At 70.4% G+C, this 17,846-nt stretch carries 1 protein-coding gene (running past both ends of the window); it reads right to left on the bottom strand.

All 17,846 nt of this window come from inside a single coding sequence — locus ACTWPB_RS11100, non-ribosomal peptide synthase/polyketide synthase, on the bottom strand. Of the gene's 45,561 coding nucleotides, 15,104 precede the window and 12,611 follow it; the stretch shown corresponds to coding positions 15,105-32,950, spanning codon 5,035 (partial) through codon 10,984 (partial); the first complete codon in reading order (the gene reads right to left) occupies positions 17,843-17,845. Both the start codon and the stop codon lie outside the window.

The raw sequence follows: 17,846 nt of genomic DNA, 5'->3' as shown, positions 1-17,846 counted from the left end.
CCGGCGTGGTGAGCAGGTCGATATCGCCGACCGCGATGGTGGCGTCGGCGGCGACCGCGTCGAGCACCAGCAGGAAGCGGTCAGCGAAGCTCTGCACCGTCGCCTCGTCGAAAAGGTCGATGGCGTAGCCGAATTCGGTGACCAGCTGGGCCGGTGCGCCGTCGTCGGTGTAGCGGTCGTAGAGGGTGACGTGCAGGTCGGTCTTGGCCAGCTGGGAGTCGTAGTCGACAGCGCTGACGGTCAGGCCGGGCAGTTCGAAGGTGGTGTCGGCCAGGTTCTGGAACGACAGGCCCACCTGGAACAGCGGGTTGCGCGCGGTGGAGCGGACCGGGTTGAGCACCTCGACGAGACGCTCGAACGGGACGTCGGCGTTGGCGAAGGCTTCCAGGTCGCGGTTGCGCACGTCGGCGAGCAGTTCGGCGAAGGAGGCACCGGGGTCGACGGCGGTGCGGAACACCAGGGTGTTGACGAACATGCCGATCAGGTCGTCGAGCTCACGCTCACCACGGCCCGCGATCGGGGTGCCGACGGCGATGTCGTCGGTGCCGGAAAGGCGAGCGAGCAGCACCGCGAGCGCGGCGTGCACGACCATGAACAGCGAGGCGTTGTTCGCCCTGGCCAGCTCATGCAGGGCCGCGTGGCGGGCCGGGTCGATCTCGAACCGGATGGCCTGGCCCTGGAACGACTGCGCGGGCGGGCGCGGGCGGTCGGCGGGCAGTTCGAGCTGGTCGGGCAGCCCGGCCAGCGCTTCGGCCCAGTACGCGACCTGCTTGGCGGCCAGCGATTCGGGATCGGTCTCGTCGCCGAGGACCTCGCGCTGCCAGAGCGCGTAATCGGCGTACTGCACGGGCAGCGGCACCCACTGTGGCGCCTCACCCTGCACCCGGGCCACGTAGGCGGCCATGATGTCGCGGGCCAGCGGGCCCATCGAGGAACCGTCGGCGGAGACGTGGTGCACGGTGAACGCGAGCACGTGGTCGGTGTCGTTCAGCTTGAACAGCGCGACCTTGAGCGGCACCTCTTCGGTGACGTCGAAGGTGGTCATCGCGAATTCGATGACGGTGCCGAGCAATTCGGCCTCGGAGACCGCGATGTGGTGGACCACGGCACGGCTCTGCGAGATCGGCAGGATCACCTGGTGCGGGCCGTCGGGCGAGCCCGGGTAGGTGGTGCGCAGCATCTCGTGGCGGGCGAACACATCGCCGATGGCCTGTTCGAGCGCGGCCACCTCGAGTTCGCCGGTGAGCCGCACCGCGAGGGGGATGTTGTCGACCGCGGAGGTGGACGTGTCGAACTGGTTGAGGAACCAGTACCGCTGCTGGGCGGGCGAGAGCGGGATGACGGCAGGCCGCGCCCCCGCGGTCAGGCGCGGACGGGTCCGGCCCGAGCCCGCGTTGTGCTCGGCGCGGGTGGCGAGCGCGGAGACGGTCGAGGCTTCGAACAGGTCGCGGACCGAGAGCTGGATGTCGAGGGCCGCGCCGATGCGGGCGGTGACCTGGGTGGCCAGCAGCGAGTTGCCGCCGAGTTCGAAGAAGTCGTCGTCGGCACCGACACGGGTCACGCCGAGGACGTCGCCGAAGGTGCCCGCCACGATCTCCTCGATCGGGGTGGAGGCCGCGCGGAAGACCTTGGCCTCGAACACCGGCGCGGGCAGCGCCTTGCGATCGAGCTTGCCGGAAGCGTTGAGCGGGAAGGCATCCAGGATCACGAACGCGGTGGGCACCATGTAGGTCGGCAGGGCGGCACCGAGTTCGGTGCGCACGGCGTCGAGGTCGACGGTGGTACCGGCGGCCGGGATCAGGTAGCCGACCAGCTGGTCGCCGAGGCGCTCGTCGGAGCGGACGACCACGACCGACTGGGCGATCGAGGGCAGTGCGGTGAGCGCGGACTCGATCTCGCCGAGCTCGATGCGCAGACCACGCAGCTTCACCTGGAAATCGGTGCGGCCCAGGTATTCCAGCTCGCCGTCGGCAGTCCAGGCAACCAGGTCACCCGTGCGGTACATCCGGGCGCCTGCCGCGGAATCAGCTGTCCCGCTGCTGGATACCACCGCGAACGGGTCGGCCACGAAGCGGTCAGCGGTGAGGTCAGGACGCGCGACATAGCCGCGCGCGAGCTGCGCACCGGCCAGGTACAGCTCGCCGGGAACCCCGGCAGGCACCGGATGCAGACGCGAATCCAGCACGTACACCTGGGTGTTGAACACCGGGGCGCCGATCGGCACCGAGCTGGTGTCGGCGTCGGTGACCTCGTGGAAGGTGACGTCGACCGCGGCTTCGGTGGGGCCGTACAGGTTGTGCAGGGCCGCGCCGGTGAGGGCGCGCATGCGCTGGGCGGTCGGCGCGGGCAGTGCCTCACCGGAGGCGAACACCAGTCGCAGGCTGCTCGACGTTTCCTTGCCGTCGGCGAGGGACACGGCGGCTCGCTCGGCGAGTTCGGCCACGAACACCGACATCATCGACGGCACGAAGTGCGCGGTGGTGACGCCCTCGGTGGCGATGATCTCGGCCAGGTAGGCCGGATCGCGGTGACCGTCGGGCTTGGCGACGACCAGCTTCGCGCCGATCTGCAAGGGCCAGAAGAACTCCCACACCGACACGTCGAACGTGGCGGGCGTCTTCTGCAGCACCACATCGGCCTCGGTCAGACCGTAGGCCTCCTGCATCCAGACCAAACGGTTGACGATCGCACCATGGCTGACCGCCACACCCTTCGGACGACCCGTCGAACCCGACGTGAAGATCACATACGCCGTGTTCTCCGGACGCAACGGGGCGATCCGCTCGGCATCGGTGACCGGCGCATCCGGGTAACCCGAGAGATCCAGGCGTTCGATGTTCAGCGCGGTCGTCGAGCCGGCATCGAATTCGTCACGGACAGTGGTCAATACGCACACCGGTGCCGCGGTCTCGAGCACGTAGTGGGTGCGCTCGGCCGGGTGATCGGGATCCAGCGGCACGTAGGCGCCACCGGCCACACTGACCGCGTACATGCCGATCACCAGGTCGAGCGAGCGGCGCATGCCGAGCGCGACCATGGTGTCCGGTCCGACGCCCTGGGCGATGAGGTGGCGGGCCAGGCGGTTCACCTGTGCGGTGAACTCGCGGTAGGAGAGACTCGTCCCCTCGAACGTGAGGGCGGTCGCGTGCGGGCTGGTCGCGGCCTGTGCCTCGAACATCGACACCAGCGTGGCGGCCGGGTCGACCGGGTGCTCGGTGGCGTTCCAGCCGGTGACCACCTGGCGGTATTCGGCCGGGGCCAGCAGGTCCACCTCGCCGATCGCGCGGGCGGGCTTGGCCACGACCGCGGTCAGCATCCGCACCAGGCGGTGCGCGAGCGCGGCGATGGTGTCGGCGTCGAACATGTCGGTGGCGTAGGCGAATTCGGCTGTCATGCCGTCGGCGGAACCGTCGGCACGGTGGCGGTCGGCCAGGTTCAGGTGCAGATCGAACTTGGCGGTGACCACGTCCAGGGGCACGCCCGCGACCTCGAGGCCGGGAAGTTCGAAGGAGGCCTCACCGGTGTTCTGGAAGGACAGCATCACCTGGAACAGCGGGTGACGCGCCTGCGAACGGGCAGGGTTGAGGATCTCGACGAGGCGTTCGAACGGGAGATCAGCGTGACCGAAGGCGGCGAGGTCGTTCTCCCTGGTCCGGTCGAGCAGCTCGGTGAACGGCTGGGCCGGGTCGACGGCACTGCGCAGGACCAGGGTGTTGACGAACATGCCGATGGCGTCGTCGAGCACCGCTTCACCACGACCGGCGACGGCGGTACCGATGGCGATGTCGTCGCTGCCCGACAGGCGGGCCAGCAGCGCGGCGAACGCGGCGTGCACGACCATGAACAGGCTGGCGCCGTGTTCGCGGGCCAGCGCGTTGAGCCCGGCCGACAGGGCGGGGTCGATCGAGAACTCGTGCACGCCACCGCGATTGGACGCGACGGCGGGACGGGCGCGGTCGGCGGGCAGGTCGAGCTGGTCGGGCAGACCGGCCAGGTGCTGCGACCAGTAGGCCACCTGCTGGGCGATCATCGATGCCGAATCAGCCTCGGCGCCAAGCGTTTCACGCTGCCACAGGGCGAAGTCGGCGTACTGCACGGGCAGTGGCGCCCAGCCGGGTGCTTCGCCGCGCGAGCGAGCGGCGTAGGCGATCATCACGTCGCGGGCCAGCGGGCGGACCGACCAGCCGTCGCCGGAGATGTGGTGCACGACGAAGACCAGCACGTGGGTGTCGGGGTGCGAGCCGTTCATCGAGCCGGCGACGCGCAACAGTTCGGCGCGTACCGGGATCTCGGCGGTCACGTCGAACCCGGCGAGCACGAGTTCGCTGATGCGATCGCGGATCTCGTCCTCGCCGACCGTGATCGGGTTCAGCGAGATCGGCATCTGGCCCGCGGGCAGCACGACCTGCACGCCCTGGCCCTCGGCGGTCTCCGGGTAGACGGTGCGCAGCACCTCGTGCCGGTCGACCACGTCGGCGACGGCCTGGCGCAGGGCGTCGATGTCGAGGTCACCGGTCAGCCGGACGGCCAGGGGGATGTTGTTGACGCCGGTCGCGCTGTCGAAGCGGTTGAGGAACCACATGCGCTGCTGGGCCAGGGAGAGCGGGATCTGCTCCGGGCGGGCACCGGCCACGAGCTCGCGGCGGCTGCCGCTGCCCGCGTGGACCTCGACCTTGGCGGCCAGCGCGGCCACCGACGGCGCCTCGAACAGCGCGCGCACGGGGACGCGGGTGTCGAGGGCGGCGCCGAGGCGGGCGACCACCTGGGTGGCGATGAGCGAGTTGCCGCCCAGGTCGAAGAAGTCGTCGTCGAGGCCGACCGCGCGGTCACCGGACAGGCCGAGCACCTCGGCGAAGGTGGCGGCGACGATCTCCTCGATCGGTGTGCGCGGCGCGCGGAACTCGCGCGCCTCGAACACCGGCTCCGGCAGGGCGCGCCGGTCGAGCTTGCCGTTGGCGCTCAGCGGCATCTCGTCGATCACGACGAACGCGGCCGGCACCATGTAGGACGGCAGCTGCGCTGCCAGATGCGAACGCAGCGCGTCGATTTCGACACTCGCGCCCGCGGCGGGGACGACATAGCCCACGAGCTGGTCGCCGGTGCGCGCATCCGAACGCACGACCACCACGGCCTGCGTGACGGTGTTCTGGGCGGTGAGCGCGGCCTCGATCTCGCCGAGCTCGATGCGCAGACCACGCAGCTTGACCTGGAAGTCGGTGCGGCCGAGGTAGGTGATCACACCGTTGTCGTCGCGGCGGACGAGGTCACCGGTGCGGTACATGCGCTCGCCGCCGGTCCCGAACGGATCGGCGACGAAGCGGTCGGCGGTGAGGTCAGGGCGGGCGAAGTAGCCGCGGGCCAGCTGGGCACCGGCCAGATACAGCTCACCGGCGACACCGGCGGCGACCGGGTGCAGTCGCGAATCCAGCACGTAGGCCTGGGAGTTCCAGACCGGCGCACCGATCGGGACGGCACCGTCGACCTGGTCGGTGACCGGTCCGTGGGTCGCGTGGACGGTGAACTCGGTGGGGCCGTACAGGTTGAACAGGGCCGCGTCGCTCACCTTGCGGAGGGCGACTACCGCGTCGGCGGTGAACGCCTCACCGGCGATCAGCAGGGTGCGCAATGAGGACAGAGCTCCGCCCGCGGCTGTGCCTGATTCGCGGTGCTCCCGGGGCTCTGCGTGGTCACGCTCCGCTACCGCCTCCGAGCCCGTCGCTCGCACCGCGGGGGCGGCATCGATGCTGCCCGCGAAAACGGTGAGCATCGAGGGCACGAACGAGGTCATCGTGACCCGTTGCGCGGCAATGACATCGGCGAGGTACTGCGGATCGCGGTGCCCGTCGGGGCTCGCCACGACGATCCGGCCGCCGGTGCTCAGCGGGCCGAACAGCTCCCAGACCGACACGTCGAAGGTGGCGGGTGTCTTGAACAGCACCACGTCGTCGGCGTCGATGCCGTATTCGCCGGTGATCCAGCGGATCTGGTTCACCACGGCCGAGTGCGGCACGGCCACACCCTTGGGGCGGCCGGTCGAGCCGGAGGTGAAGATGACGTAGGCCGGGTGCTGCGAACGCAGCGGCGCGATCCGATCGGCATCGGTGACCGGAGTCGCCGGGTAATCCGAAAGATCGAGCGCGTCGATGACGAGCGTCAGCGGGTCGCCCGCCGACACGCCGCCGACCGTCGACCCGGAAGCGGCAACGTCGCCGGTCGCACCGGCGATCACAGCCGAGCTGGTCGCATCGCCTGAACCGGCCGCAGCAGCCGAGCCGGCCGAGGCAATCCGGCCGGAGGCCACCGCAGCAGCGTCGACGTCGGCCCGCGATCCGGCGGCATTATCAGCCGCACTGCCACCGACCCCGAAACCGTCGCGGGTAGTGGTGAGGACGGCGACCGGGGCGGCCGTCTCCAGGACGTACGCGATGCGGTCGGCGGGCTGGTCCAGGTCAAGCGGCACGTAGCCACCGCCCGCTTCCTGCACCGCGTAGGCGGCGACGACCAGGTCGATGCTGCGGCGCAGGCCGAGCGCGACGAGGGATTCCGGGCCGACGCCGGCTTCGATCAAGCGATGTGCCAAACGGTGCACGCGAGCGGCGAATTCGGCGTAGGTCAGGGTCTCGCCGGTGGCGGGGTCGACAATCGCGACCGCGTCCGGGGTGGCCAGCGCCTGGCGGGCGAACTCGTCCACCAGGGTCCCCGCGCCCGGCAGCTCATGGGCGGTGTCGTTCCAACCACGCACGGCCAGTGCGGTTTCGGCGGAATCGAGCAGTGCGAGGTCGCCGACAGCGCGGTTCGGGGCCGCCGCGATCTCGGCGAGCAGGCGCGTGAAGCGGGCACCGAAGCGGTCCATGGTCGCCGCGTCGAACAGATCGGTGGCGTAGATCAGCTCGGCGACGATCCCCGATGCGTCGCCCGGCTTCTCGGTGAGCACCACCTGCAGGTCGAACTTGGCCACGTCGATCGGCAGGTCGACGCCGCTCACGGTGAGGCCGGGCAGTTCCAGGCTGGTCTGGCCGGTGTTCTGGAAGGCCAGCATGACCTGGAACAGCGGGTGACGCGCCTGCGAGCGGGCCGGGTTGATGATCTCGACGAGGCGTTCGAACGGCAGGTCGGCGTGGCCGAAGGCGGCGATGTCGCTCGCGCGGACCTTGCCGAGCAGGTCGGTGAAGCTCGCGTCGCTGTCGACCTCGGTGCGCAGCACCAGGGTGTTGACGAACATGCCGATCAGGTCGTCGAGGGCACGCTCACCACGGCCCGCGATGGGGGTGCCGATGGCGATGTCGTGCTCACCGGACAGGCGCGAGAGCAGCAGCGCGAGCGAGGCGTGGGCGACCATGAACAGCGTCGCGCCACGGGTGCGGGCCAGCTCGGCCAGCGCCGCATGGGTTTTCGCGTCGATCTCGAAGGTGTGGGTGGCGCCGCGTCCGCTGGCGACCGCGGGGCGCAGCCGGTCGGCGGGCAGGTCGAGCTGCTCGGGCAGGCCGCGCAGGTTCGAACCCCAGAACGAGATCTGCTGGGCGATCACCGATTTCGCGTCGTCCTCGTCGCCGAGCACGGCGCGCTGCCACAGCGCGAAGTCGGCGTACTGGACTTCCAGCGGACGCCAGGCCGGTTCGGCACCTTCGACGCGGGCGCTGTAGGCGGTCATCACGTCGCGGGTGAGCGGGCCCATGGAGAAGCCGTCGGCCGAGATGTGGTGCACGACAAGGGCGAGCACGTGTTCGGTCGGGCTCACCTCGAACAGCGCGGCGCGGAACGGCACCTCGGCGGTGACGTCGAACGCGGTGCGCACCAGCTCCGAAAGCCGTTGCGGCAGATCGGTGGCGGTGGTCTCGATCGGCGCCAGGTCGGGAATGACCTTGCCGGTCGAGACGATCACCTGGTATCCGGCGCCCGCGGCCACCCCGCCGTGCACGGCGGGGCCGGAGGCGATAGCGGAGCGTGACCACGCAGGCCCCTCGAGCACGGCGCCATCAGACACAGGGTAGTAGCTGCGCAGCGACTCGTGGCGGGCGAGCACGTCGGCCACGGCCACCTGCAACGCCTGGCGGTCGAGCAGGCCCGACAGCCGGACGGCGGCGGGGATGTTGTCCACCGCGGACTCGGGGTCGAAGCGGTTGAGGAACCACATGCGCTGCTGGGCCAGCGACAGCGGCACCCGCTCGGGGCGCTGCTGCGGCACCAGCGGCGCGCGGCGTTCGGCACCGGAGTGCGTCTCGGCGCGGGCGGCCAGCCCGGCGACGGTGGAAGCCTCGAACAGCTCGCGCACACCGATGTCGGTGTCCAGCGCGGCCGACAGGCGGGCGGCGACCTGGGTGGCGGTCAGCGAGTTGCCACCGAGGGCGAAGAAGTCGTCGTCGAGGCCGACCCGGTCGAGGCCGAGCACACCGGCGAAGGTCGCGGCGATGATCTCCTCGACCGGCGTGGTCGGGGCGCGGAACACCGCGGCCTCGAACACCGGTGCGGGCAGCGCCTTGCGGTCGAGCTTGCCGGAGGCGTTGAGCGGGAACTCGTCGAGGACGATGATCACCGCGGGCACCATGTAGGCGGGCAGGTTGCTGCCCAGTTCCTCGCGGGCGTCCTCGAGGTCGACGGTGCGGCCGGTCGCCGGGATGACGTAGGCAACCAGCTGGTCGCCGGTGTGCTGATCGCCGCGAACGACGACCACGGACTGGGCCACCTCGTCGAGCCCGGTCAGCGCGGACTCGATCTCGCCGAGCTCGATGCGCAGACCGCGCAGCTTCACCTGGAAGTCGGTGCGGCCCAGGTATTCCAGCTCGCCCTGTTCGGTCCAGGCGACGAGGTCACCGGTGCGGTACATGCGCTCGCCGTTGTCACCGAACGGGTCGGCGACGAAACGGTCGGCGGTCAGGTCGGGGCGGGCGACGTAGCCGCGCGCCAGCTGGGTACCCGCGAGGTAGAGCTCACCCGCGACGCCGACCGGGACGGGGCGCAGGCGCGCGTCGAGGACGTAGACCTGGGTGTTGAAGACCGGGGCGCCGATCGGGACGGTGTCCACATCGGTGTCGACGACCTCGTGGAAGGTGACGTCGACCGCGGCCTCGGTGGGGCCGTACAGGTTGTGCAGCGCGGCACCGGTCAGCTCACGCACACGGTGCGCGGGCTTGGGCGGCAACGCCTCACCGGAGGCGAACACCATCCGCAGCGACTCGCAGCGCGCGGCATCGGCATCGGCGACGAACACCGCGAGCATCGACGGCACGAAGTGCGTGACGGTGACACCCTCGACGCGAATGATCTCCGCGAGGTAGGCCGGATCGCGATGGCCGTCGGGCTTGGCGACCACCAGCTTCGCGCCGATCTGCAAGGGCCAGAAGAACTCCCACACCGACACGTCGAACGTGGCGGGCGTCTTCTGCAGAACCACATCGGCCTCGGTCAGACCGTACGCGGCCTGCATCCACACGAGACGGTTGACGATCGCACCATGGCTGACCGCCACACCCTTCGGACGGCCCGTCGAACCGGACGTGAAGATCACGTACGCGGTGTTCTCCGGACGCAGCGGCGCGATCCGCTGAGCATCGGTGACGCGGGTGTCGGCGTAGCCGTCCAGGTCGAGCAGGTCGATGCGGACCTGCGCGGTGTCGATCTCCAGATCGGTGCCCGAGGTGAGCACACACACCGGATCCGCCGTTGCCAGAATGTATTCCGTGCGCTCGGCCGGATGATCGGGGTCGAGTGGCACGTAGGCGCCACCGGCCACGCTCACCGCGTACATGCCGACGACCAGGTCGATCGAGCGGCGTATGCCCAGTGCCACATAGGTTTCCGGGCCGACGCCACGGTCGATCAGCCAGCGCGACAGGCGGTAGACCCGCTGGGCGAACTCGGAATAGGTCAGCGTCTCGGAGAGACTCCGTGAGGGGCGGTGGTCGGGCGACGGGTGGGCAAGACTCGTGCCCTCGAAGGACAGCGCCGTGGCCTGCGGCGTGCGCGCCAGCTGGGCCTCGAACATCGAGACGAGGGTGGCCCGCTGATCGACCTCGTGCGCGGTGGCGTTCCACTCGCGCACGACGAGTTCACGTTCGGCGGCATCGAGCAGCTCGATATCACCCACGGCGACAGCCGGTTCCGTGGTGATCGCGGTGAGCACCCGGATCAGGCGCTCGGCGATGCGATGCACGGTGGCCGCGTCGAACAACTCGCTCAGGTAGCCGGCGCGGATGCGCAGCTGGGTGTCGAGCTGGGCGATGAGCGAGAGCGGGTAGTGCGTGGCGTCGGCGGCGTCGAGGCCGGTGACGGCCATGCCGTCGATGTCGGCGGCCTGGGCCTTGATGCCCTCGGCGTCGACCGGGTAGGACTCGAAGACGACGAGGGAGTCGAACAGGCCACCGATACCGGCCGCGGACTGGATCTCGGCGAGGCCGATGTAGTGGTGGTCGAGCAGGTCGGCCTGCTCGCCCTGAGTGCGGGTGAGCACCTCGCGCACCGATTCGGCGGCACCGAACCGCACACGCACCGGGACGGTGTTGATGAACAGGCCGACCATGGATTCCACGCCGGACAGCTGCGCGGGACGGCCCGAGACGGTGGTGCCGAAGAGCACGTCGTCGCGGCCGGTCATCCGGCCGAGCACGATCGACCAGGCCACCTGCAACACGGTGTTCGGGGTGACGCCGAGGTCGGCGGCCAGCGCCACCAGCCGCGCCGTGGTCGGCTCGTCGAGGTCGAACAGGTACTCGTCGGACAACGCGGCGATCTCGCGGCTCGCGTCGGGGCGGGCCAGCATGGTCGGCTCGGTGACGCCGCGCAGCGCGTACGACCAGGCCTCGACCGAGACCGAATGATCCTGGCGGGCAACCCATTCCAGGAAATGACGGTAGGAGCGGACGGCGGGCAGCGCGCTCGCGTCGCCGTGCAGGGCGTAGAGGGCGAGCAGGTCGCGCATGACCAGCGGCGTCGACCAGCCGTCCAGGAGGATGTGGTGGTTGGACACCACGAAGCGCCATTCGTGCTCGGCGATCTGGATCAGGGTGAAGCGGATCAGCGGCGGGTTGGCCAGGTCGAAGCGGGCGGTGCGGTCGGCCTCGACGAGGTCGGCGTATTCGCCGGTTTTCGCGGTGCGACCGGCGGGCTGGGACACGCTAGCGGAGCGTGACCACGCAGGGCCCTCGGGAGTACCGCCATCAGGCACAGTGCGGTCGTGTTCGGTCCACGCCACGCGGGTGGTGTCGAGGACGACCTGCACGGCGTTGCCGTCGTGGTCGGTGACGAACGCGGTGCGCAGGGTTTCGTGGCGGTCGAGCAGCGCCTGGGCGGCGGCACGCAGACGGGTGGCGTCGACGCGGCCGGTGAGGGTGAGGACGGCCTGGGCGGTGTAGACGTCGACCGAGGTGGCGGCGAGGCGTGCGTGGAAGAACAGGCCTGCCTGCAGCGCGGCCAGCGGCCACACCTGGGTCAGCTCGGGGTAGCGCTTCTCCCAGGTGTCGATATCGCGCTGGGTGGAGCGCACGAGCGCGAAGTCGGACGGCGTGTGGCCGCCCGCGTCGGCCGAATTGGCGTGCCGGGCAACGGCTTCCAGCGCGGTGATCCACAGGTCCGCGAATGCGCGGACCTCGGCCTCGGCGAGCAGGGTGGCGGGGTAGCCGATATTGGCGCTGAGCTTGTCGCCGACGACGATCGCGTTGACATCGAGGGGTGCCATCGCGGGCATGTCGGCGTCATAGGCGCCACCGAGGGCGGCCAGCTCTGGCGCGGGGATCCAGCCGAAGCCGCGCAGCGCGTCAGGGACGTCGCTGTCGGCGACGCGGCCGAGGTAGTTGAAGCTGATCTGGCCGGGCAGCCGCGTGGGCAGTTCGGCGGCGGTCTCGGCGTTCATGTACCGCAGCAGGCCGTAACCGATGCCCTTGTCGGGCACGGCAAGCAGCTGTTCCTTGACCGCCTTGACGGCCTGTCCCAGCGCCGGTCCTCCGGCGAGCGCGGCGTCGATGTCGATGCCGGCCAGGTCGAGGCGAACCGGGAAGATGGCGGTGAACCAGCCCACGGTGCGCGACAGGTCGGCGCCGGGCGCGACCTCTTCCTCGCGACCGTGGCCTTCCAGGCGCACGAGCAGCGCGTCGCCGCTCGGGTCGGCGCGGTGGCCGTTGCCGAGCGCGCCGGGACCGGTTCGGGTGGAGCGCCACTTGGCGGCGGCCAGTGCCAGCGCGGTGAGCAGTCCGTCGTTGACGCCACCGTGGAACAGTGCGGGGACGGTGGTGAGCAGGGCCTTGGTGACCTCGGCGGACACCTCGACCGGCAGCTTCTCGACGACACCGGAGACGTCGACCGCCGGGTCCATGGGCCGCTCGGTGAGCAGTGGGTCCGGGGTGGCGACGACCTCGCGCCAGAAGTCGAGTTCGGCGGCACGGTCGGTGGTGCGCGCCTCGTCGGCCAGCGCGTGCGCCCAGGCCCGCATGGACGTGGCGGGGGCGACGAGTTCGGGCTGCTGCCCGGCGGAGAGCTGGCCCCACGCGGAAACGAAGTCGGGCACGAGGATGCGCCACGAGACACCGTCGACCACCAGGTGATGGGCGACGACGATCAGCCGGCCCGCGCGACGGGCGTTGACAGAACCGGCGCCACCACCGGTCGCGACGGCATCACCGGTCTGCGTGACTGCCAGATCCTCCGCAGCGTTGGCACCCGCGGCCGTAGAGCCGCCTGCGACGGCAGCGCCGGGGGCACTGAATTCGCTTGCGCCCTCGTGCTTTTCAGTACCGGCGTGCGGTTCGCTCGCGTCAGCGGCACCCGTGCGAGCGTCGCCATTCAGGTCCGGCTCCAGCCAGACGAAGCGCACGACGACGCCGTTGGCGGGGTCGAGGCGGTCCAGGCTCGCGTCCAGTGCGGCCGAGGCGATGTCGACGAGCTCGGCGTCGGAGACGGTGGGGTCGAAGGTGGTGTGGTCGATGAGCGCGGTGGCGTCGACGGTGCCGGTGGGGGCGGTGGCGACGACCCAGCGGCCGTCGACCTGGTGCAGACGCGAGCGCAGCATGTCGTGGCGGTCGATGACCGCGCCGACGGTGGCGGCGATGCCCGCGCGGTCGATGCCGACCGGCAGTTCCAGTGCCATGGTCTGGTTGAAGCGGTTGAACGAACCGGGCCGCTCCGCCATGAACCGCACGACCGGGGTCAGCGGCATCTCGCCGACGCCACCGCCCGGCAGCTCGGCCAGGGTGATCGCCGAAGCCGCTGCGACATCAGCGGTTTCGGCGACCGACGCCAGCCCGGCGACGGTGCGCTGTTCGAAGACATTTCGCGGGGAGAACAGCACGCCGCGCGCCTTGGCGCGAGAGACGAGCTGAATGGAGACGATCGAGTCGCCGCCGAGGGCGAAGAACGAATCGTCCACGCCAACGCGCTCGACACCGAGCACCTCGGCGAAGACCTCGGCGATGGTCTGCTCGATCGGGTTGCGCGCGGCGCGGAAGGTGACCTCGGTGGCGAAGACAGGCTCCGGCAAGGCTTTTCGGTCGAGCTTGCCGACCGGGGTCAGCGGCACGTGGTCGATCACCATGATCGACGACGGCACCATGTACGCGGGCAGACGATCCTCGACATGCGCGGTCAGCGCGGCGACATCGATCGAATGACCCGGCGCGGCAACCACATACGCGACCAGCGAGACGGCGCCCGCGGTGCTCTTGTGGCCGACGGTGGTGGCGAAGTCGACGGTCTGGTGCGAGGCGAGGGCGGAGTCGATCTCACCCAGTTCGATCCGGAAGCCGCGGATCTTGACCTGGAAGTCGGAACGACCGACGTACTCGACCGTGCGGGCAGCGGTCCAGCGCACGACGTCACCGGTGCGGTACATCCGCTCGCCCGGGATGAACGGGTCGGCGACGAACCGGTCGGCGGTGAGCCCGGCGCGGGCGTGGTAGCCGCGGGCCAGCTGGATGCCCGACAGGTAGAGCTCACCCGCGACACCCACCGGAACAGGCTGGAGCTGGGCGTCCAGGATCAGCGAACGCATGCCGCGAGTCGGCCCACCGATGGTGACCAGCTCGCCCGGCACCAGCGCGGCGCTGATGTTGGTCATGATCGTGGTCTCGGTGGGACCGTAACCGTTGTGGAAGGCACGAGTCGTGCCGTCTTCCAGTGGCACTGCCCACTTGCTCACCAGGTCGGCGGGCACCGCTTCGCCACCGGCGACCAGGACCCGCAGCGAGTCGAGACCGCTGGGGTCGAAGGTCGCCAGGGCGGCGGGGGTGATGAAGGCGTGGGTGACCCGCTCGGTGCGGATCAGCTCGGACAGCTCGTCGCCGCCGTAGACGCCGGGCGGGACGACGACCAGCGCACCGCCGCGGGCCAGCGCCAGCAGCAGCTCGAGGATCGACGCGTCGAACGAGGGCGAGGCGAAATGCAGTGCGCGCGTATCGGAGTCGAGGGCGTAGCGCTCGGCCTGCTCCTCACCGAAGTTCGCGAGACCGGCATGGGTGACGACGACGCCCTTGGGCACGCCGGTCGAGCCGGAGGTGTAGATGACGTAGGCGGGCTGCTCGGGAGTGGTCACCCGCACGAGCTCGTCGTCGGTGATCGGGCCGCCGTCGAAGCGCGCGAGGTCGAGCTCGTCGAGCACGAGCCAACCGGCCGCCGGAGCGTCCTGGGTCGAGCTGTCGAGTGCCGGGTCGGATGTCGGAGCATCCGCAGCCGAGCCGACCAACACCGACGACGTCGCGCCCGCTGCCGAGCTGCCGAGCCCCGTTCCGGAGTCCCGCGCTCCAGCCGACGCGATATCGGGCAGTCCACCCAGCACCGACGCGACGGTGATGCCCAGCGGCGAACCGGAGTCGGTGACCATGTGGGCGATGCGGTCGGCGGGGTAGGTCGGGTCGACCGGGACGAAGGCCGCGCCGGTCTTGGCGACCGCCCACGCTGCCAGCACCGAGTCGGCCGAGCGGGGGACGCCGATCGCGACGAGGTCTTCGGCGCCGATCCCCTCGGCGATCAGCAAGCGCGCCAAGCGGTTCGAGCGTTCGTCGAGCTCGGAGTACGACAGCGTCGCGAAGCGACTCGATGCGGGGCGGTGGTCGGGCGACGGGTGGGCGGCCTGGAACACCACGGCGGGGCCGGTCGGGTTCTGGGCGACGGCCTCGGCCAGGAGGTTACGCAGGGTGCGTGCGGGAACCGGCGTTTCGCCGACGCGGAACACCAGGTCCGCCCGCTCGGCGGCATCGAGCACGTCGATCGCGCCGACCGTGATCGCGGCGTCGGCGGCAATCGCCTCGAGCACTCGCTGCCAGCGCACGGCGATGCCGGCGACCGTGTCCTCATCGAACAGTTCGGTGGCGTAGTTCAGTGCCAGCGCCATGCCGCCGTGGCCGGGTTCACCCAGTTCGGAGAGCGTGAACTGCAGGTCGAAGCGGGCGACGCTCTCGTCGAGGTCGAGCGCCGACACTGCCAGGCCGGGCAGTTCGAGGGTGGTGCGGTCCAGGTTCTGGAAGGCCAGCATCACCTGGAACAGCGGGTTGCGCGACTGCGACCGCTCGGGTGCCAGGAGTTCCACCAGGCGCTCGAACGGGACATCGGCGTTGCCGAAGGCGTCGAGGTCGGTCGTGCGCGCTTGTTCCAGCAGGTCGGTGAAGGACTCGGCCGGGCGGACGCCGGTGCGCAGGACCAGGGTGTTGACGAACATGCCGACCAGGTCGTCGAGTGCCTGTTCACCACGGCCCGCGATGGGGGTGCCGATGGCGATGTCGTCGGAGCCCGACAGCCGGGCCAGCAGCACCGCGAGGGCGGTGTGCATGACCATGAACAGCGACGCACCCTGACGACGGGCGACCTCGTCGAGCTTGGCGATCAGCTCGGGCGGGAGTTCGCGGTGCACGGTGGCGCCGTGGTGCGAGGCGATCGCCGGGCGGGCGCGGTCGAACGGCAGGGTCAGTTCGTCGGGGACACCGGCGAGCTGGGACTGCCAGTAGCCGACCTGGCGCGACATCAGCGAGTCGGCGTCGTCCTCGGTGCCGAGCACGGCGCGCTGCCAGATCGCGAAATCGGCGTACTGCACGGGCAGCGGCGTCCAGCCGGGGGCGGTGCCCTGGGCGCGGGCGGTGTAGGCGCGCATCACGTCGCGGGTCAGCGGCGCGATCGAGAAGCCGTCGGCGGCGATGTGGTGCACGACGACGACAAGAACGTGCTCGGTGCGACCGGCCGACTCGGACTCGATCGCCGAGCCTGACCCATCGGCGCCTGCCGCGGCGACGCGGAACAGACGCGCGCGCATCGGAACCTGTTCGGCCACATCGAAACCGGTGGAGACGAACTCGGTGACGGTGCCGAACAGCTCGTCCCGATCGATGGCGACCGGGCGCAGGTCCAGTGAGATGCGTTCCGCCGCAACGATCTGCTGCACCGGGGTGCCGCCGTGCTCGGGGTAGCGGGTGCGCAGCGATTCGTGCCTGCGGACCAGGTCGGCCAGCGCGAGTGCCAGTGCCTCGGTGTCGAGTTCGCCGGTGAGGCGGATCGCGACGGGCAGGTTGTAGGCGGCCGAGGTGGTGTCGTACTTGTTGAGGAACCACATGCGCTGCTGGGCGAACGACAGCGGAACCAGTTCGCCTTCAGCCCGCTCGCGGGCGACCAGCGCCGCACGCGCGGTACCGCCGGTGTGCGATTCCACCCGTGCCGCGAGGGCTTCCACGGTGGAGGCTTCGAACAGCGCGCGCACCGGCACCGTGGCGCCGAGCGCCGCACCGATGCGGGCCACGACGCGGGTGGCGATGAGCGAGTTGCCGCCGAGGTCGAAGAAATCGTCGTCGACACCCACCCGGTCCAGGCCGAGCACATCGGCGAAGACCGCGGCCACGGTTTCCTGCACCGGGGTGACCGGTGCGCGGAAGGCCCGCGCCTGCACCGCGGGAGCGGGCAGCGCGCGGCGGTCCAGCTTGCCGTTGACGGTCAGCGGGATCCACTCGAGGCGCACGAGCGCCGCGGGAACCATGTAGGCGGGCAGCTGTTCGGCCGCACCGCTGCGGATGGTCTCGAGGTCGGGTTCGAGGTCGCTCTCGGCGACCACGTAGGCGACGATCCGCTGGTCACCCGGCTGATCCTCACGCACGATGACCGCGGCCTGGGCGATACCCGGCTGCGCGAGCACGGCGGCTTCGATCTCACCGAGTTCGATGCGGAAACCGCGAACCTTCACCTGGTCGTCGGCGCGGCCCAGGTATTCGAGTTCGCCGAAGCGGTTCCAGCGCGCGAGGTCGCCGGAGCGGTACAGGCGCGAGCCACCCTGGTTCGGGCCGGCAAGCGGGTTGGCGACGAAACGGGTGGCGGTCAGGTCGGGGCGACCTAGGTAGCCGCGCGCCAACTGCGGTCCGGCGACATACATTTCGCCCGCGACGCCCACCGGCACGGGCCGCAACCGGTTGTCGAGGACGTACACGCCCAGACCCGCGATGGCCCGGCCGACGACCGAACCGGCAGCGGCGGCAATGGTTTTCGCGTCGAGCGCGCGGAACGACACGTGCACCGTGGTCTCGGTGATGCCGTACATGTTGACCAGCGTCGGCGAGCTGTCACCGTGGCGCGCAACCCAATCCGTCAGACGACGTAGCTCGAGGGCCTCGCCACCGAACACGACGTAGCGCAGCGCGAGCGGCTCCAGACCCGGTCCGGCGTTGCGGTCGGCCTCGGCCAGCTGGTAGAAGGCCGACGGCGTCTGATTGAGCACCGTCACCTGTTCGACGCGCAGCAGTTCCAGGAACTGCTCGGGCGAACGGGAGGTGTAGTAGTCGACGACGATCAGCGAGCCACCGAACAGCAGCGGGCCCCACAGCTCCCACACCGAGAAGTCGAAGGCGTAGGAGTGGAACAGCGTCCACACATCGCGCGGGCCGAAGCCGAAG

This window comes from Nocardia sp. IBHARD005, from assembly GCF_052814245.1.
Note: the sequence above shows the minus strand (reverse complement) of the source record. Positions and strands in the feature narration are given on the sequence as shown.